Source organism: Methylocella silvestris BL2, assembly GCF_000021745.1.
GTDB classification, from domain to species: domain Bacteria; phylum Pseudomonadota; class Alphaproteobacteria; order Rhizobiales; family Beijerinckiaceae; genus Methylocapsa; species Methylocapsa silvestris.
The window spans coordinates 860,077-878,163 of sequence record NC_011666.1; the positions used below are offsets into that span (position 1 = coordinate 860,077).

Sequence of the window (18,087 nt, forward strand, 5' to 3'; positions counted from 1 at the left end):
AATGTCTGAGGCCATGATCATGCTTAAAGGCGCCGCGCGGCGGCGCTTCGGCCACATGCTGGCGCTGGCGCTCGCGGCTGGCTGCGCCCCGGCGGCGGCGGAACAAGCGCCTGCGCTGCAAGCGCAGCCGCTGAAGCAATTCAAGGACTGGACGGTGGGCTGCGACAATCTCAGAAATTGCGTCGCGCTTGGCCTGTCGTCCGAGTCCGACATGAGCGGCGCTTATCTGAAAATCAGCCGCGCAGGGGCGGCCGACGCCCGTCCATCCCTGTCCGTCACCCTGATGGCAGAGCCAAAAAGCAAGGCGCCAGCGCTACGGCTGCAGTTTGACGGGGCGGCGGCTGGGCTGCCGGAACGGCCCATCCCTGTGCGCCAAGACGGCGATTCCGTCAGCGCCCCCCTGCCGCCGGAACAGGTCGACGCATTTCTCGCGGCGCTGCGCACGGCAAAGCGGCTGACCGTCCGCTTGATCGACGGCAAGACACTTGTGGACCCGGCCTTTGTGTCGCTCGCGGGCTCCGCGGCGGCGCTGCTCTATATGGACGCGCAGCAGAATCGCGCCGGGACCGTCTCGGCGCTGATCGACAAGGGCGCGGCGCCGTCCAACGCGGCCGCGCCCGAAGAGCCGTCAATTCCCGCCGTGAAGATGACCATGGACCGGACAGAGCCGAAACGCCCACCCGGCGTCGCTCCCGCGACGGACGAGAGTTGCAAAGCCTATGATCCGATCGTCATCCGCCTGTCCGCGACGGAAACGCTCTGGGGCATATGCGATCAGGCGGCGGCATATAATTTCGCTTATCGATTCTGGATCGCGGGACCCGGACGACCAAAAGGGGCAAGCGCTGCTGTGTTCGAGACGCCGGCACTTGCGGCGCCGGATTCGGACAGTTCCGTGGTCGTCAATCCAAGCCTGTCGGACAATGGCCTGATTCTCTCGTCCAATAATAAGGGCCGCGGCGTCGGCGATTGCGGCGAGAGCGCCGGATGGGCCTATGACGGCGCCCAATTCAGGCTCGTCTCTCTCCAGCGGATGGATGAGTGCCGCGGCGTCGCGCCGGACGATTGGCCGACGCTCTACAGGGCTCGAGCGATGGCGAAATAGCCGTCGCCGAGCGTCCGTCCCGCGGGCCGGCTCGCTTGCCGGACCGTGAGGCCCACAGCGCTTTGGATTTCAAGCTGAAAACGTAAATTGAGTGCCCGTGTATGATCTGACCAGCTTGGCTGGAGCCTCGGCTTTCATCATTTCATAGAACGGCTCGCCGCTGCAGTGCAGCGGCACGACAAAGTCCGGGTCGATCGCTTTGAGAGCGGCGACAGTTTCACGCAGATAGTCTTCCTTGTAGGGAATGAGGTGAAAGCCGCCGACGATCGCGTGCACCTTGTCGACGCCAGATACGGCTTGCGCCTGCTTGACGATGTTGACGATGCCCCTGTGGCTACAGGAGGACAGGACGATCAGTCCGTGGTTTTTGAGATTGTATACTGTGGCGATCTCATGCCGGAACTGATCGGGCACAACGCCTTTCTGCCGTTCGTCTTCGGAAAATTCCTCGGCATAGCAGCCGAAGTTTCCGGTTCGCCCGATGCGCATGGAGCTTGGCGAGAGAACCTTTTCAAACGTCGAGAGGTCGATCCGTCCTGTCGTAAAACCATGATCGGCGACGAGCGCGGGGCCTTCCGAAAACATGATGGCGAGATCTGCGGCTTCCATCGCGTTGCGGTCGAGCGCGCCAAAATCGCCTTTCATGGGCGGAGCGAGCCATTGCCGCGAACAAAAACACTCCTCGCCGCCGAGGTAGATCGGCAGCTTCTTCTTCAGCGTTCCCTTATTTTCCCGCAGGAAGCCAACAAGACCGCCAAAGTGGTCGTAATGTCCATGCGACAGCACAAGCGCGTCGAGCGCGCTCGGATCGAGTCGCAGCAGCCGCATATTGTTGTTGAGCGCGCCCGGTGTGTAGCCGAAATCGATCAGGGCGTTGCGCGTTTCGCCTGCTCTTTTTGACGCGGCGTATAGGGAAAGCCCGAATTCGCTGGCGATGGCAGGGCCGGGAGGCGCATCGCTGACAGCAAAGCCAAAGCGCTTGATGGCGAGGTTGCCAACCTTTGTATCCTGTCCGACGGCAACTTGGTAGCTGTCCACCAGAATAGAGAGCGTGAGCTCATCGATTTCCGGAACTTTGCCGGAAACCGTCTGTGCTCGAACCGGCGCCGAATTCGAAAGAAGCCACGACGCCAGCGCGCCGAAGGTGAGGATCGCCCCGGCTTGAACAATGTGCCGGCGGTCCGCGACAAAAGGCCGTTCGCCACTGTCCACAACCGCCTCCTGAGCAATCGACCGCTCTCACAGACAGCCCAGCGCCGCATTCTATTCCTGCGGATCAACCCAGACAATCGGTCATAAACAGGATCACGGCGCAGCTACAGCTTGGACCCGGCGCCCATATTTAGGTCTCGGCCTACGATTGCGAGCCCGCGAGCACAGTGACGGCGCGGCGGTTCTGCGACCAGCAGGAAATGTCATTACAGACCGCGACCGGCCGCTCCTTGCCATAGCTGATCGTGTGGATGCCCGCCGCCGGAATGCCGCGCGCGACGAGATAGGCCTTGGCCGCCTCGGCGCGCCGGGCCCCGAGAGCGAAATTATATTCGCGCGTGCCGCGCTCGTCGGCGTGACCCTCGACTGTAAAGTTCGCCTTGGCGTATTGGCGCAGCCAGCGCGCCTGCTTGTCGAGCGTCGCCTGGGCGGTGGAGCTCAATTCGCTCGAATCGCTTTCAAAAAAGACGCGATCGCCGACATTGACGGCGAAATCCTGCGGGCTGCCGGGGATCGCCGGGCCGCCGCGTCCGGCCGAGCTGGCGAGCGCGTTCGGATCTTCCGCGGGGTTCTTGGCGCAGGCGGAAATCGCGAGGGCGGCGCCCAGCACGGCGGCGATTTTCCAATCGCGCCTGCGTTCGAGAAAGCTCATCCTCTTAACTCCTTCAACTGATCGCAAGGCAGGCTCATCCGTAAGGCGTTGACCGTTAAAATAAGGTTTCGTCAACCTTGATCGAAGCTTATCAGACACCGTTGCATTTGAGTAATCAAGCGAAATGGTTAATGAGAGATTAACGCTGCAGATTGCGGCGCCGCGGGCCTTCGTCATTACGCATGGAAATCTCAACTATTCATTGACCATATCTTGAGATGCCGCCGGCTTATCTCAAACAGGACGAGAAAGGCAAGGGCGCCGGTAAGAAAAAACTCACGCAGCCTGCAGCCGATTGTCGCGGCCGGGCGCTTATAACGAACGATTCTGCGGCCGGAGCCTTACGCGAGGCTGGCCGCAATTCAATGCGCGAGGCGCTCAAGAAGGTCGCGGACATGCACCTGATCGGCCTTATAATTTCCGGTTAGCGTGTACATCACGAGGTTGACCCCGCCGCGCAGCGCGAGCTCATGCTGGCGCGCGCCGCCGGGCGTCAGGGCGTAGAGACTTTCGCCATCGGCGTCGCTCGCCCATCCGGCGGCAAGATCGTTCGAGGTGATCACCACGGGCGAGACGCCGTCGCCCGAGCGCGCCGGCCGGGCGCTGCCGTCGGTAGGCGCGGGAGGCAGAGCCTCGATCCAGGTCGCGCCATTGGCGTAGCGCCCGATGAAGCCGTCGAGGAGATAGAAGGTCTTGGTCACGACGTGATCGGCGGGAACGGGGGCAAGTTCAGGCACGTCCACCCCTTCGAGCAATTGCCGCAGCCAGCGTGCTTCCGGCGTCGGCGGCCCATCCGGGCGCGCGCTCAAGGCGTCGCGCGTATCGAAAATGATGGTGCCGCCCTGCTTCATGAAGGCGCTGACCTTGGAAATCGCCTGCTGCGGCGGCTGCGGGCGGCCGGCGACGATCGGCCAGTAGAGCAGCGGATAAAAGCTCAATTCGTCGCGCGCCGGATCAAGGCCGACAGGTTCGCCGGGCGTCAGCGACGTGCGCCGCGCCAGCACGCGCGAGAGGGAGAGCAGCCCCTGCTTGCTCGCTTCGTCCACCTTGGCGTCGCCGGTGAGGATATAGCCGAGGCGCGTCGTCAGCGCCGATTTCATATCGCGGGCGGAAACGGCAGGCGCGGCCGGCTCGGCCTTTGCGGGCGGGGCGACGCCCGTCATGGCGCCGGCGACGACCAACAGCGCAACCGCGGCGGCGGCGCTACGGCGCTGGCGCAGCGCGCCCGAAAGCCAGAGCGAAGCCAGCGCATCAACACAGAAGAGCAAAAAAGGCGGCGGCGATCAGATAGGGCTGCAAATCGATTGGCTCCGCGCCGCGGAGCAAGCTTGGCGCGAGCCCCAACAACGCGAAGTCGAGCGCCTCGATCTTGTCGTCGCGGCCAAGGGCGTTGACGGCGATCGGCGCATTGGCGGGACCGTAAAAGCCAGGCAGATGCTCGGCGTCCGCCGCGCCGGAGAAATCGACGGAAATTGGCTTGGCGTTCGCCGGCGGCGGCCCAAGCGCGCCGAAGCCGTCGAGGATCCGCGTCGGCGCCGCGGTTTTGGGCTGATCCGTCTGCGGATTGAGGCCGCCGGCCGCAGCGTCCGCGTCCTGGGCGGAGCCCTGTCTCGTCTCGCCGGCGAGATCGACAATTTTGCGCAGCATATCGACGAATAGCCCGGACAATGGCAGGTTCGACCAGGTGGTGTCGGCCGTGACATGAAACAGGATGGTCATGCCCTTGCCCATCCGGCTCGCCGTGACGAGCGGCGTTCCGTCCGAGAGCTGCGCCAAAGTCTTGGCCGGTAAGCCTGGGTCGGGCTCGGCCAACACCTGCCGGGTCACCGTCACTTCGGCCGGCGTCTCAAGTCCGAAGAAGGGGCTGGAGCGCTCGAAAGGGGCAAGGCGCTTTGGCGTGTCCCACGACATCGAGCCGCCGAGCACCCGCCCGCCCCGGCGAAGGCGCACCGGAACGAGATCGTCAGAGGCGCCGGCAAGGCGCGATCCGGCAAAGCGCACGAGGATGCCGCCGTCTTCGACAAAACGGCGCAGATCGTCATGCGTCTGCCCGGAAACCGCTCCGACGTCGGCGAGAATCAGAACCGCGACATTTTCGGCCATAAGCGAATGAATGGGATCGCCATCGCCGGGACGCGCCTCGCGCACATCGGCGAAGGGCGTCAGCGCCTTCCGCAAATAATAGTTCGGCGCGAGCAGAGGCTGCGACACGTCGGCGACCTCGCCGCTGACAATGCCGACGCTGCGCCGCCGCCACCGCGCGTCGAGCAGCGAGACCGCGCCCGCCGAATGCTCGTTCGCGATATCGAGCCGGGCGATGTCGTTGCGCAATTCGACCGGCAGATCGAGCCGCGCCACAGTCGTGGTTTTGCCTGCGAAATCATAAGGAGCGGCGCCGATCGAAAGCCCCTTGGCGTCGAGCGCCCGGACTTGGCCCTGCTCGGGGCCGCCGAGGCCCGAGCGCATCACGCGAACCTCAAGGCCGCTGGCAAGATTTTGCGGCCCCGCCAGCGCCCTCGCGGGCTCCGCGCCGGTGACGATCGTCAGGCTTTTTTGCAATGAAGCGAGGCCGAGCGCGAAATCATGGGCGTGGCCGCGCTCGACGGTGTCCGTGATCCACACATAGGCGGCGTCGGGATGCGCGCCTGCGAAGGCCTCGACCGCGCCAAGCAGCGGAAGACGGTCGGGGACATAGGGCGCGGGCTTGATCGCGCGCAGCCTGTCGCGAGCTTTCGCCGCGTCCGTAAGGGCGATCTCCTGCGCGCCGTCCGAAGCGGCGACAACTGAGATCGGACGCGACAGCCGGCTGACCGCCTCGATCCGCTGCGCCGCCGCCTCGACGCGGCGATCCCAGTCCGGCGCCGCCGTCCAGCCATCGTCGACGATGACGACGAGTGGGCCCGTCCCCGCAGCGAGCGGCGCCGGATTAAGCACCGGCCCGGCCATGGCGAAAATAATACAGGCGGCGATGAGGAGGCGCAACGCCAGCAGCGGCCAGGGCGTCCGGCTCGGCGTCTGACGGATCGGCAGGAGATCGAGAAACAGCCGGAGCGGCGGAAACGGCACCTGTTGCGGCCGCGGCGGCGTGACGCGCAACAGATAATAGAGGATCGGCAGGCCGACGAGAGCGGCGAGCGCGAGGGGAACGGTGAAGGCAAGCGGGATCGCGAACATCAAAGCGCGTGGCCGGCGGCGGCGTTAAACAGATTGGCCTCAAGCTGCATTCTCAAACCCAGCAGCGCCTCGGTCGCCGGGCGATCTGTCCTGTGCAGCATCAAGGTCCAGCCGCGCGCCCGCGCCGCCGCGCGGATCGCCTCGCGATGGGCGGTGAGCCTGCGGATATAATCGGCGCGGAAAGATTCCGCCTGCCCGATGCGGAGCCGCGCCGGCGAATCGACGTCGATGAATTCCGTGTTGCCGGCAAAGGGAAAGGTTTCTTCCACGGGGTCCGCGATCATCACGAGGTGGCCGCGCGCGCCAAGGGCGCCGAGCGCTTCGATCGTCGCCGCAATATCTTGCGGGGCGCTGAGGAAATCGCCGATCAGCACCGCCTGCGAATTGCGCGGCAGGACTTCGGGCGGGGGCAGCTCCTCGGCTTCGCTGGCTTTGCCGTTTTTTTCCCGCAGCCGGAATTCGTTGAGAAGAACTTCGCCGAACCTTTCGACGATATTGCGCGCCGCCAGCGGGCGGGTCAGGCCGAGCAAGCCGACGCGCTCGCCGCCCTGGACGAGAAGATCGGCGGCGGCAAGGCCCAGAACGAGAGCGCGGTCGATCTTCGCCTGCAAGGCGAGCTTTGAGACAAAGCGCATCGAAGCGGAACGGTCGATCCAGAGCATCACCGTATGGGCGGCCTCCCATTCCCGTTCACGCACATAGAGCCGATCGTCGCGCGCCGAACGGCGCCAGTCGATGCGGCCGCGCGATTCGCCCGCGACAAAAGGGCGAAACTGCCAGAACGTCTCGCCGGAGCCGGCGCGGCGGCGTCCGTGTACCCCTTGCAAAACGCTCGCCGCCACATCCCGCGCGGAGACGACGAGGCCGGGAAAGCGCTGCGACAGCGTCAGCGCTTCTTCCTGGCGCCCTGCGCCCGGACGGCTTTCGTCGCCCGTCAGGAGGCGGACCAGCGGCATGTCAGGCGAGCCGCGCCGTGAGCTTGGCGATAATGTCGGCGATCGTCTCGCCCTCGGCGCGGGCTGAGAAGGTCAGCGCCATGCGGTGCTTCAAAATCGGTCCGGCGAGCGCCGCGACATCGGCGTTCGAGGGCGAGAGCCTTCCATCGAGCAAGGCCCTGGCTCTGGTCGCCAGCATCAAGGCCTGCGCCGCGCGCGGTCCCGGCCCCCAGGCGATGTGCTGGGTGATGCCCGGATCGCCCTCGCCGGGGCGGGCCGAGCGCACGACGTCGAGAATGGCCTCGATCACGCTTTCCCCGATCGGCAGCCGGCGCACCAGGCGCTGAATTCCCATCAGCTCTTCGGCGCTCATGACATGGCGCGCCTCAGCCTGCGTCGCGCCAGTGGTCTCGATGAGGATGCGCTTTTCGGCGGCGCGGTCCGGATAGCCGACGTCGATCTGCATCAGGAAACGGTCGAGCTGCGCCTCGGGCAGCGGATAGGTGCCTTCCTGCTCCAGCGGATTTTGCGTCGCGAGCACATGAAAAGGCTGCGGCAGCTCGTGGCGCTCGCCGGCGACGGTGACATGATATTCCTGCATCGCCTGCAGCAGCGCGGACTGGGTGCGGGGACTCGCGCGGTTGATCTCGTCGGCCATCAACAGCTGGGCGAAGATCGGCCCCTGAATGAAGCGAAAGCTGCGCCGCCGGTCGGAGGCTTCTTCCAGAACTTCGGAGCCGAGAATATCAGCCGGCATCAAATCCGGCGTGAACTGCACGCGCCGCGAATTCAGGCCAAGAACGGCGCCCAAGGTCTCGACGAGCTTCGTCTTGGCGAGACCCGGCACGCCGACGAGAAGGCCGTGGCCGCCGGACAGCAGGGTCACAAGCGATTCCTCGACCACCTGCGTCTGGCCGAAGATGATGCTTTCAATCGCAGCCCGCGCCACGGCGATGCGCTCCAGCGCCGTTTCGGCGGTGCGCTCCACGGCGGCTTCCAGAGAGGCTGTCGCTGCTTCTGCCATGAGAGTCCTTTTTTTGCGCCCTGTGGCGGGCGCCGGAAAACGCTTCGATTCTACGAATTAGTGGTCTATCCGGATAGCATTGTCGACCGGCTTGGTTTTCACATTTGCCGCGATTTGGCTCTTTTTGATGGCTCCGCCGTCTCTTAGGCTTGATGTGACTGAGGATATTGACATAAAGCAAGATGGCGCGCGCGCGGCGGGACCGGCCGCCGACGGGCTGGCGCAGCGCATGGCTGCGGCGCTGCCGCCCGGCGGCGACGTGGCGATTTCGCAAAAGCCCCTTCCCCCGGTCGAATCCTGGAACACGCCCTTTTGCGGCGATATCGACATGCGCATCGCCCGCGACGGAAGCTGGATTTACCAGGGCGCGCCGATGACGCGGCCGGCGCTGGTGCGGCTTTTTTCGACGATCCTGCGCAAGGACCGCGAGCGTTTCGTGCTCGTCACTCCGGCCGAATGCGTCGGGATCACGGTCGAGGACGCGCCTTTCATCGCTGTCGAGATGACGCCAGTTGAAGAGAACGGAGCGCGGAGCCTTCGCTTCTTGACCAATGTCGGCGACAGCGTTACGGCCGACTCCAGTCATCCGCTGCGCTTCGAGCGAGGCGTCGCAGACGGTTTGAAACCCTATGTTTTCGTGCGCGGCGGCCTTTGGGCGCTGGTCGCCCGCACGCTTGTCGCCGACCTTGTCGCGCTCGGCGAAACACGCGATCACGCGGGACGGGAAAGTTTTGGCGTCGCTTCCGGCGGCGCCTTCTTTCCAATTGCCGACGCGAGCGAACTCGCCGCCATCGAGGCCGCCGTTTGACGTCCCTGAAGAAGGAGCGGTTTGCGCCGCAACGCGTGGTCGCCGATATCCGCAAAAAGCTTAACTTTGCGGTCGAGCCGCAGGGAAGCGCGCTTCTCGTCAACGATCCCGTGATCGATGAAGATTTCTTCAATGGCCAGCCGACGCGCTATGCCCTGGCCGCCGGCGCGCGCGCGGCGGCCGTGCTTGTCGGCCTCGTCCTCTATGAGGAGGAAATCAGGGTTCTTTTGACCCAGCGCGCGGCGACGCTCCGGGTCCACGCCGGCCAGATCGCTTTTCCGGGCGGCAAAATCGAGCCGCAGGACGATGGGCCGGTCGGCGCGGCCCTGCGCGAAGCGCATGAGGAAATCGGCCTTGCGAGCGATTGCGTCGAGCCGCTCGGCTTCCTTGACCCTTATGTGACCGGCACCGGCTTTCGCGTGATCCCGGTGGTCGCCGGGATCACGCCGCGTTTCAATCTCGCCCTCAATCCCGGCGAGGTCGCGGACGTCTTCGAGGCGCCCTTCTCTTTTTTGATGGACGAGGCCAATCATTGCCTCGACGCCCGTGAATTTGAGGGGCGGCTGCGCCGCTTTTACGCCATGACTTATGGCGAGCGCTATATCTGGGGCATCACCGCTGGAATTCTGCGCAATCTCTACGAGAGGCTTTATTCCTAATGTGGCGAGTGATCCTCGAACCTGCGCTTTTGTTCGGCTCTCCCTTTGCCGCCTATATCCTTTATCTCTGGGCGCGCCAGAAATATCCCTTCGCGGTCGATCACTGGACGCAGAGCGCCGTTTCCACGCTGGTGCTCGCAGGGCTTGCCGTCGCGGTCGCCGGCGTGCTGCTGATTGGCGTTTTCGCCGAGCGCCATCATGGCTCCTATGCGCCGGCCCATATCGAAAACGGCCATCTTGTGCCTGGCCAGATTCAGTGAGGCTCGGTCCGCCATGACCGCCCCAGACGGCCCCGGCGAGAGCGCGAACGCGCAAGCTTTGGCGCTGCTCAAGGGCCAGCCGGGTTTGCAGCGGATTTTCGCGGCGATCGACATTGACGGCGACGAGACGCGGATCGTGGGCGGCGCCGTCCGCAATGCGCTGCTCGGCCGCAAAATCGAGGACATCGACCTCGCCACCACGGCGGCGCCCCCGCTCGTCATCGAGCGCGCGCGCGCCGCGAGCCTGCGCATCATTCCGACCGGTCTCGATCATGGCACGGTGACGCTGCTTGTCGACGGGCGCGCCTTCGAAGTGACGAGCCTGCGCGAAGATATCGAGACGGACGGGCGCCGCGCCACGGTGCGCTTCGGGCGCGACTTTTGCGCCGATGCGCTGCGCCGCGACTTCACCATCAATGCGCTTTTCCTCGACAAGAGCGGGCGGCTGTTCGACTTTGTCGGCGCCCTTGCGGACATCGAAGCGCGGCGCGTGCGTTTCATCGGCGACCCGGAAACGCGCATCCGCGAGGATTATCTGCGCATTCTGCGCTTCTTCCGCTTCTCGGCCGATTATGGCGAGGGTCCGATCGACGGCGATGGCCTGTTGGCGGCGATGCGCGCGCGCGCTGGATTGGCCCAGCTCTCGCGCGAGCGCGTGCGCGCCGAACTTTTAAAGCTTGTCGCGGCGCGGCGCGCGCCCGAGGCGGTCGAGGCGATGAGCGGCGCCGGCCTTCTGGGGCCTCTTATCGCCTCAGCCCCCAACCCTGCCCGGCTGCGGCGGCTCGTCGAGCAAGATGCCCGCGCCGACCCGTTGTTGCGGCTAGCGGCGATCTGCCTCGAAACGCCGGAGGACGCCGAACGGATCGCGGAGCGGCTGCGCCTCTCCAACGCCGAACGCGACCGCCTTTCGCGCGCCGCGCGCGTCATGCTCGCATTGCATGGCAAACCCGTCCCGCCGCCGAAGCATTTTTTGAACGTCCTTCTCTTTCGCCACGGAAGAGAGTCGGCGCTTGACGGTTTCACCCTCGCCGCAATTGGCGCATCCTCGTCCGGCCGGCGCGACGCAATCGATTTTCTGAAAACAGCGCCCGAGCCCCGCCTGCCCTTCTCCGGCGCCGATCTGATCGCCCGGGGTTTTAGCGGGCGGGCGGTCGGCGACGCGCTGGCCGCGCTGCGCGAGCGCTGGATCGAAGCGGAGTTTTCGGACGACCGGGAAAAACTCGACGCCCTGCTCGATTCGGTGTCGAGGACCAGTTCCGCCGCCAATCGTTAACCGCGTCGGCAATCGGCGGCGGCGCAAAGCCTCAAACTTTATCTTTCAGCGGCCAGCGAGGTTTTTGGCGCGGCGTCGCCGCGCTATGATGCAAAAATCGGCGTGGAGTTTGCTGCAAAAGTGAGCGCGGAGGAAAAAACCCCATCGGACGTCGCGCGGCGGCTGGCGCGGCGCTCGCGCGCCCGCGCCGCCGATGAAGCGGCGGCCGGCGGCTGGCGGCGCGAGACCTACACTTTGCCGCGCGGCGAAGCGCGCGACAAGGCGCGGGAGTGGTTTACGCGGTTTCCGAAGGCGGCCTATATGACCGAGATCGAATCCTGGCGCGAATTGTCGGACGATCGCATTGAATTCACCATGCGCCGCCTGCCGAGCGCGGACTGAGCGCTTCGCGCCGGCGGGCGCCCCCGCGTCCTCACAGCACGATGTCCGGCGTCGCCCAGGAAAGATGCTGTCCGGCGTCGACCGCGATCATCTGGCCGGTGACGTGGCGCGCCCGCGCCAGATAAAGCACGGCTTCGGCGATCTCGTCGGGCTCGATCGGCCCTTCGAGCGGCAGGCCGGCGACCTCGCGCAAAAAACCCGCCTCGCCCTGGATCGTATTGGCGAGCGCCGGGCCCGGGCCGACCGCGTTGACCCTCACCCCCAAAGGCGCAAAACCCTGCGCCATCGTTTGCGTCGCGGTCCAAAGCGCCGCCTTGCTCAAGGTGTAGGAAAAGAATTGCGGCGTCAGCCGCAGCACGCGCTGGTCGATGATATTGACGATCGACGCATTCGCTCCCCGCGGCGCGGTCTCGGCGAATCTGCGCGCGAGGACGCAGGGCGCGCGCAGATTGACGGCGAAATTTCGCTCCCATTGATCGAGCGTGAAATCGGCCGGCGAATCCCTTTCGAAGGTCGACGCATTGTTGACAAGGAGGCTTAAAGCGCCGAACGCCGCGCCGGCCCTCGGAATCAACTGATCGACCGCCGCTGCGTCGGAAAGATCCGCGCCGAGCGCAGAGGCGCGGCCGCCTTCATGGATGATCTTCTCCGCCTCGCGCTCCGCTTCGGCCAGCGAGGACGGGCTGCAATGAATTGCGACGGCATAGCCAGCTCGGGCGAGGCGGCAGGCGATAGCGAGGCCGATCCGCCGGCCCCCGCCTGTCACGAGCGCGGCCGGCGCCTTGCCGCTTAGCCTTTGCTCGTCCATTTAGCTGGCCCGGGGTTTCGACCTCAAGCCATGGCTTTTCCCGGCTTCCGGGCGGCGCGTCAAGCGCCCGCTGGCGGCGCGTTCAGCTGTCGAACTGCTCGAACCTCTCCTCCATAGGCGGGAAGGGCCGGCGCTGCGGCAGCATGCGGGTCAGAACCTTGTCTTTTAAGACATGATGATGATAGAGCGCCGCGATGGAATGCAGCAGCGCCAGGGCCAGCAGAGCATTGGCGGCGAGGCCGTGCCAATAGGTGATCGGCTTGCGCAATTCCTTGTCGCCGAATTGCGGCAGCGCGGCGATGTCGAAAAGATTGAAGCCGCGGACAAAAGCATTGACGACGCCAAGCGTGACCACCGTCACCAACAACACGTACAAAGCGACATGCGAGGAGACGGCAAGGACATGGGTCGGGCCGGGATAGACGGCCGGCAGATGGCGCCGTCCTGTAAAACGCCAGACGATCCGCCACAGCAGCACTGTCACGAGGGCGAAGCCGAGCGCGACATGAATCGACCAGACATTGGTGTTCAGCGTCCCGCGCGGGATGAAATCCGCGACGCGGCCGATGAACCAGAGCGCGACGATCATCAGGGCTGAAAGCCAATGCAGCGCAATCGTCGTCGGATCATAGGTCGAATGCGTCCGATCGGTCATTCCCGTTTCGCTCCCTAAAGCGTTTTTTGTCCGATTCTTCGCTCGCCTTTTGGCGGCGCGCGCAGTTCGGCTGTATAATTTTAGATGAGTTCTAGGCGCGCTTTTGGCGCCGCGCAAGCCGGTCCAATGGGCGTAAAGCCGGCAGGAACGGCGGCGTTTAACTTGCGCCCAAGTAAGAAACGGCGGATGCGGCAGGCTTGACAGCCAAGGCGCCGGCGCATAGATACGGGCTGCGTTTGGCACTCATCACATGAGAGTGCTAACAAAGCGCCCGTGTTTCACCTGCCGCCTTTTACGGGGCGTATTCGCGCGGAGCAAGCGCCTCCAGCGGCCAGCCAAGGAATTCGTCATGAGCTTTCGTCCTCTGCACGATCGCGTCGTCGTCAAGCGCCTCGAAGGCGAGGAAAAGACCAAAGGCGGGATCATCATCCCCGACACCGCCAAGGAGAAGCCGCAAGAAGGCGAAATCATCGCCGTGGGTCCCGGCGGACGCGACGACAGCGGCAAGCTGACCCCCCTCGACGTCAAGGCCGGCGACAAGGTTCTGTTCGGCAAATGGTCGGGCACCGAGGTCAAGATCGATGGGCAGGATCTGCTCATCATGAAGGAAAGCGACATCCTCGGCGTCGTCGCCTGATCGACCGGCCCTTTTTAGAATTTAGACTGTTCCAGGAGTTTCCAACATGGCAGCCAAAGACGTCCGCTTCTCGTCGGATGCCCGCGATCGCATGCTTCGCGGCATTGATATTCTGAACAACGCCGTCAAGGTCACGCTCGGCCCGAAAGGCCGCAACGTCGTCATCGAAAAGTCATTCGGCGCGCCGCGCATCACCAAGGACGGCGTGACGGTCGCCAAGGAAATCGAACTCTCCGACAAGTTCGAGAATCTCGGCGCCCAGCTGATCCGTGAAGTCGCCTCGAAGCAGAACGACGCTGCGGGCGACGGCACCACCACCGCCACCATCCTCGCCGCTTCAATCGTACGCGAAGGCACCAAGGCCGTCGCCGCCGGCCTTAACCCGATGGATCTGAAGCGCGGCATCGACATCGCCGTCGCCGCCGTCGTCGCCGATCTCAAGGCCAATTCGAAGAAGGTCACCTCGAACGAGGAGATCGCCCAGGTCGGCACGATTTCAGCCAATGGCGACAAATCGGTCGGCGAGATGATCTCGACCGCGATGCAGAAAGTCGGCAATGAGGGCGTGATCACGGTGGAAGAGGCCAAGAGCCTTGAGACCGAGCTCGACGTCGTCGAAGGCATGCAGTTCGACCGCGGCTACCTCTCGCCCTACTTCATCACCAACGCCGAGAAGATGATCGCCGAGCTCGAAGACCCCTTTATTCTCGTCCACGAGAAGAAGCTGTCCTCGCTGCAGGCGTTGCTGCCCGTGCTCGAAGCCGTCGTCCAGTCCGGCAAGCCCCTCGTCATCATCGCTGAAGACGTTGAAGGCGAAGCTCTCGCCACCCTCGTCGTCAACAAGCTGCGCGGCGGCCTCAAGGTCGCGGCCGTGAAGGCTCCGGGCTTCGGCGATCGCCGCAAGGCCATGCTCGAAGACATCGCCATTCTGACCAGCGGCACGCTGATCTCGGAAGAAATCGGCATCAAGCTCGAGAACGTCACCCTGCAGATGCTCGGCCGCGCCAAGCGGATCCGCATCGACAAGGAATCGACGACGATCATCGACGGCGCCGGCGCGAAGGGGGAGATCGAGGCCCGCATCGCCCAGATCAAGTCGCAGATCGCCGAAACGACCTCCGATTACGACCGTGAGAAGATGCAGGAGCGTCTCGCCAAGCTCGCGGGCGGCGTCGCCGTCATCCGCGTCGGCGGCGCGTCGGAAGTCGAAGTGAAGGAAAAGAAGGACCGCGTCGACGACGCGCTCAACGCGACCCGCGCGGCGGTTGAAGAAGGCGTGTTGCCGGGCGGCGGCGTCGCGCTGCTGCGCGCCATCAAGGCCCTCGAAGGCCTGACGGTCGAAAATGCCGACCAGAAGACCGGCGTCGACATCGTCCGCAAGGCGATCCAGACCCCGGCTCGCCAGATCGTCGACAATTCGGGCGGCGACGGCGCCGTCGTGGTCGGCAAGCTGATCGAAAATCCGTCCTACGCTTACGGCTATAATGCCCAGACGGACGAATATGGCGATCTCGTCAAGCTCGGCATCATCGACCCGACCAAGGTCGTGCGCACCGCCTTGCAGGACGCGGCCTCCGTCGGCGGCCTCCTCATCACCACCGAGGCGATCATCGCCGAGCAGCCCAAGAAGGACTCCCCCGCCATGCCAGGCGGCGGCGGAATGGGCGGCATGGGCGGCATGGATTTCTGATCCGGTCCGACCCGTCTCTAAATCAGGCAAAGGCCCCGGAGCGATCCGGGGCTTTTTTTGCGCGCGGCGGGCGAGCGCAATGCGCGCTCATATTTCCGACGCAATACTTGAGCGACATCGCTTCCCAAAGGTTTCAAATATGCTCTAATCAAATCCAACAAGTTAAGACAGCGGGGAGAATCCAAGGTGCGACAAGCGTCGGAGCCGCGTTCGGACGCGGACGCGATCAGGCGAACAGCGACCCGCGCGGCGTTGCTCGACGCCGTCTATGAGGCATGCCCCAATTTGTCGCGCGCGCAGGCGCGGGACATTTTTGAGATGGCGCTGGAGGAAATCGCCGAGGCGCTGGTGCGCGGCGATTGCGTCAAACTCCGCTCGTTCGGCCTGTTTTCCGTCCGCGCCAAGCGTGAGCGGATCGGCCGCAATCCCCGCACCGGCGTCGAGGCGCCGATCAAGCCGCGCCGCGTGTTGACCTTCAAGCCCTCGCCCGTGCTGTCAGGCTGCGTCAATGGCGCCGCCGCGCCGCCCGACGCGGAAGATTAGAGGCTTCGCTCCAGGCTGAGGTTTAGCGCAACCCGGCCATCTTACCGAGCTTGCCCTGCGCAATCGAGCGGTTCGAGGCGGAGTTTTCGGCGCTCAAGCGCCCCTTGCGCCGACATTTGGAAATTTCAGAGGGCGGCGTTGTTCTTGGCGCCGGGACGATCATCGCCCCGCTGCGGCGGAATCCCCGGCCAGCGTCGCCGTGGGCATTGCAGGGGCGGCGGCCGCTTTCGGCCTGATCTTCATCCCCTCGCCAAACCAAGGCGTCACATCACAAGGCGCAGTGCCCAGCGGGCCGGGCCTCAACTACACAGTCAATCATGATGAAGGCTCGCTGCGCGTTAAACGGATGGGCGCGGCGGGGGAGGAGATGGTCGCCGCCGCCCACCTTGGCGCGGATGGAATTTTCCGCGATGAGACCGGCGCGCCAATCGCCCGCGCCGTCGGCGCCTCGGTCGTCGTCGATCCCGACGTCTTGCGCGCGGCGGCGAAGGCAAAAGGCGACGCCGCCGCAGGCGCAGGGGCCGTCGCGCGGACGGAAGAAGAGCGGCAGGAGCCAAAGCTCTGCCCCGCGCCAGTTTCAGAGAGCATCAATGGGCGCAAGACCTTCGATATTCAGTATCAACAGTTCATCCGCGACGTCGCCAATCCGCAACGCCGCCCACAACTGCCGCCGAGCTGACCTTCGGGCTGACCGAGCCGGCGACGGGCAGATTCGTCAAATTCGACGACTGCCGCGAAACCGACGGCGCCATGATCGAAGCCAAGGGGCATTATGCGGAGATGATGCGGTCAGATTGGCGACAAGACAGGCTTGCTGAGGATTGGGTAGATCAGGCAGGAAGGCAAGTCAAAGCGAGCGGCGGACGGCCGATCGAATGGTATTTCCATGAACTGGAAGCATACATTCTCGCTCAAAAAGCCTTTGACAATGAGTATGAGCTGAAAAGTATCAGAGTTTTTTTCTTTCCGCATCCTTCCGGCGTGCCAAATCCAAATTCGAGGATGAAGTGGCCGCAGCTCCGATAGAAATTTCGATCGAAATAATGCGCGCAAATTCGCCGGAATACTACATTCACGCCGGCTGGGGACCACGAGCAGAGACGCCCGACGTGATCGCAGCGCGCTTTCTCACATGCATCGACCGGCTCAAGGAGATCCATCCAGCCTATGATCAGTGGATCTTCGCGCTTAACAACAAGCCGAAGAAATTTAAAGCTCTGCGCGATGACCTGCCGGCCGCTGTCGCAGCCAATGTGGCGCGCGCCGAGGATGGAGCGCCGACGCCAATCTACGGATACCGGCCGAGGGTTCTGAACAATATGGGAAAAGCGCACTCGCGCTCGCTGTCCGTGAAAGCAACCGCCGGATCGTGGGCGACTTCCGGGCATTTCGTAAACTCCGCCCAAATCGGAACCGCCCGCGCCATCGCGCCGGATCCCACGATCATCGCTTATCCCGTCTTCAAGGCGGCGCTGCTGGCGCTCGCCGAAAGTTTTGACGCTACTTATTGTGCCGCCTATCCGATGCAGCTTCGGTATTTCGGCGACAGAACCAAAAAACTCCGCCTCGCCTGGATGCATTATATGGCGCCACGCTTCGCGCCCCTGATCACGCCGCCGCCTTCAGCGATCGTCGAGCGCACCGCGCGCGGCGCCCTGTTGCTATCTGCGACCGATGAAACCTTCCGTATCGAAAACCCAGAACACATGGCCGCCGCCGAAGACATTCTGAAAGCCCTCGCACCCTTCGAGGCGCTGCCGTGGCCGCCCGACGCGCAGCCCAAATAGATGAACGCACGGCGCCACACGCCTTCTGCGTGCAGCCCGCCCCGGGGTCAGGTTGGCGTGTCGTTGGAGGATGCGGGCGGAGATCCCGAGCGTCTCGCCCCGGCAGATGGGCACTCTGGTTCAGAAGGAGGTTTAGGCGGCATTTAGGAGGCGAAGGCGATCATCGACAACCTGCTTCAAGACTACGGTGCGGAACATTCTGGACCCGGCCGGAAAATATCCAGGACAAGCGGCAACTGCCATGATGCGCAGGCCCGCGGGGAGCGACAGCCCGGACATTTGGCCGCCGTAAAAGACTGCTCAAAGTCGCGGGCCCTTCGAGGCCCGGCCTTGCCCCCGAGAACGCAGCCGGGCTGACCAGCGCACAAGGCCGCGTCCTGTCGCGCTCTCCCGCTGCGACCCGCGTCTTACCTACAATTAAGTTTCGCCCGCGCCGAAAATGACGTTATTGCGATGCCGCAGGGGAACAGCGCCTCTCGCGTAA

Annotated in this window: 18 protein-coding genes and 1 pseudogene; 12 read left to right on the top strand and 7 right to left on the bottom strand. The window is 64.3% G+C overall.

All coding sequences use genetic code 11. From position 1 onward, the window contains the following. Position 1: 1 nt before the first annotated feature. The gene (locus MSIL_RS04030; RefSeq protein WP_187148700.1) at positions 2 to 1,105 is read left to right on the top strand and encodes a DUF1176 domain-containing protein; all 1,104 of its coding nucleotides are present in this window, start codon (positions 2 to 4) and stop codon (positions 1,103 to 1,105) included. A 69-nt stretch (positions 1,106 to 1,174) separates the two neighbouring features. Here MSIL_RS04030 and MSIL_RS04035 read toward each other — a convergent pair whose 3' ends face one another. The 5 genes and pseudogenes from MSIL_RS04035 to MSIL_RS04055 all read right to left on the bottom strand — a co-directional run bounded on the left by MSIL_RS04035 (position 1,175) and on the right by MSIL_RS04055 (position 8,102). After that, positions 1,175 to 2,317 carry an MBL fold metallo-hydrolase gene (locus MSIL_RS04035; RefSeq protein WP_012589823.1) on the bottom strand — a complete coding sequence of 381 codons (1,143 nt, stop codon included), beginning with the start codon at positions 2,315 to 2,317 and terminating at the stop codon, positions 1,175 to 1,177. Positions 2,318 to 2,459: 142 nt separating this feature from the next. After that, positions 2,460 to 2,969 carry a peptidoglycan-associated lipoprotein Pal gene (pal, locus tag MSIL_RS04040; RefSeq protein WP_012589824.1) on the bottom strand — a complete coding sequence of 170 codons (510 nt, stop codon included), beginning with the start codon at positions 2,967 to 2,969 and terminating at the stop codon, positions 2,460 to 2,462. Between the two features lie 362 nt (positions 2,970 to 3,331). Further along, a pseudogene (locus MSIL_RS04045) lies at positions 3,332 to 6,143 on the bottom strand (DUF4159 domain-containing protein). Next, entirely contained in the window at positions 6,143 to 7,099 is a 957-nt protein-coding gene (locus MSIL_RS04050; RefSeq protein ID WP_012589825.1) for a DUF58 domain-containing protein, read from the bottom strand. The pseudogene MSIL_RS04045 and the gene MSIL_RS04050 overlap by 1 nt, the downstream one beginning before the upstream one ends. Before the next feature lies 1 nt (position 7,100). Further along, positions 7,101 to 8,102: an AAA family ATPase gene (locus tag MSIL_RS04055; protein ID WP_012589826.1), complete on the bottom strand. Its 1,002-nt coding sequence runs from the start codon at positions 8,100 to 8,102 to the stop codon at positions 7,101 to 7,103. Positions 8,103 to 8,331: 229 nt separating this feature from the next. Here MSIL_RS04055 and MSIL_RS04060 point away from each other — a divergent pair, with 229 nt between their 5' ends. The 5 genes from MSIL_RS04060 (at position 8,332) to MSIL_RS04080 (ending at position 11,483) form a co-directional block, all read left to right on the top strand. Next, positions 8,332 to 8,910 carry a DUF1285 domain-containing protein gene (locus MSIL_RS04060; protein ID WP_049768242.1) on the top strand — a complete coding sequence of 193 codons (579 nt, stop codon included), beginning with the start codon at positions 8,332 to 8,334 and terminating at the stop codon, positions 8,908 to 8,910. Then, entirely contained in the window at positions 8,907 to 9,569 is a 663-nt protein-coding gene (locus MSIL_RS04065; RefSeq protein WP_012589828.1) for a CoA pyrophosphatase, read from the top strand. The genes MSIL_RS04060 and MSIL_RS04065 overlap by 4 nt, the downstream gene beginning before the upstream one ends. Next, positions 9,569 to 9,829: a DUF6111 family protein gene (locus tag MSIL_RS04070; protein ID WP_012589829.1), complete on the top strand. Its 261-nt coding sequence runs from the start codon at positions 9,569 to 9,571 to the stop codon at positions 9,827 to 9,829. The genes MSIL_RS04065 and MSIL_RS04070 overlap by 1 nt, the downstream gene beginning before the upstream one ends. A gap of 13 nt (positions 9,830 to 9,842) precedes the next feature. Further along, positions 9,843 to 11,102: a CCA tRNA nucleotidyltransferase gene (locus MSIL_RS04075; RefSeq protein ID WP_012589830.1), complete on the top strand. Its 1,260-nt coding sequence runs from the start codon at positions 9,843 to 9,845 to the stop codon at positions 11,100 to 11,102. A 120-nt stretch (positions 11,103 to 11,222) separates the two neighbouring features. Then, entirely contained in the window at positions 11,223 to 11,483 is a 261-nt protein-coding gene (locus tag MSIL_RS04080) for a hypothetical protein (RefSeq protein WP_012589831.1), read from the top strand. 31 nt (positions 11,484 to 11,514) lie between these two features. On the opposite strand, the gene MSIL_RS04085 is transcribed toward MSIL_RS04080, so the two are convergent. Both MSIL_RS04085 and MSIL_RS04090 read right to left on the bottom strand, forming a co-directional pair. Further along, the gene (locus MSIL_RS04085) at positions 11,515 to 12,291 is read right to left on the bottom strand and encodes an SDR family oxidoreductase (RefSeq protein WP_012589832.1); all 777 of its coding nucleotides are present in this window, start codon (positions 12,289 to 12,291) and stop codon (positions 11,515 to 11,517) included. An 82-nt stretch (positions 12,292 to 12,373) separates the two neighbouring features. Then, positions 12,374 to 12,946, bottom strand: coding sequence for a cytochrome b (locus tag MSIL_RS04090; RefSeq protein ID WP_012589833.1), 573 nt, complete (start codon positions 12,944 to 12,946; stop codon positions 12,374 to 12,376). 349 nt (positions 12,947 to 13,295) lie between these two features. On the opposite strand from MSIL_RS04090, the gene groES reads away from it, so the two are divergent. From groES to MSIL_RS04120, 6 genes are all read left to right on the top strand, one after another. Beyond that, positions 13,296 to 13,583 (top strand): co-chaperone GroES, encoded by a 288-nt coding sequence (gene groES / locus MSIL_RS04095; protein ID WP_012589834.1) that lies wholly within the window; start codon positions 13,296 to 13,298, stop codon positions 13,581 to 13,583. A gap of 46 nt (positions 13,584 to 13,629) precedes the next feature. Continuing rightward, positions 13,630 to 15,273, top strand: coding sequence for a chaperonin GroEL (gene groL / locus MSIL_RS04100; RefSeq protein WP_012589835.1), 1,644 nt, complete (start codon positions 13,630 to 13,632; stop codon positions 15,271 to 15,273). A 186-nt stretch (positions 15,274 to 15,459) separates the two neighbouring features. After that, positions 15,460 to 15,816, top strand: a complete 357-nt coding sequence (locus MSIL_RS04105) for an integration host factor subunit alpha (RefSeq protein ID WP_012589836.1) — start codon at positions 15,460 to 15,462, stop codon at positions 15,814 to 15,816. Between the two features lie 280 nt (positions 15,817 to 16,096). Beyond that, entirely contained in the window at positions 16,097 to 16,495 is a 399-nt protein-coding gene (locus MSIL_RS21590) for a hypothetical protein (protein WP_210160582.1), read from the top strand. A gap of 71 nt (positions 16,496 to 16,566) precedes the next feature. Further along, positions 16,567 to 16,842, top strand: a complete 276-nt coding sequence (locus MSIL_RS04115; RefSeq protein WP_041367591.1) for a hypothetical protein — start codon at positions 16,567 to 16,569, stop codon at positions 16,840 to 16,842. A gap of 17 nt (positions 16,843 to 16,859) precedes the next feature. Further along, entirely contained in the window at positions 16,860 to 17,603 is a 744-nt protein-coding gene (locus MSIL_RS04120; RefSeq protein WP_148213014.1) for an immunity 52 family protein, read from the top strand. The last annotated feature ends 484 nt before the right edge of the window (positions 17,604 to 18,087 follow it).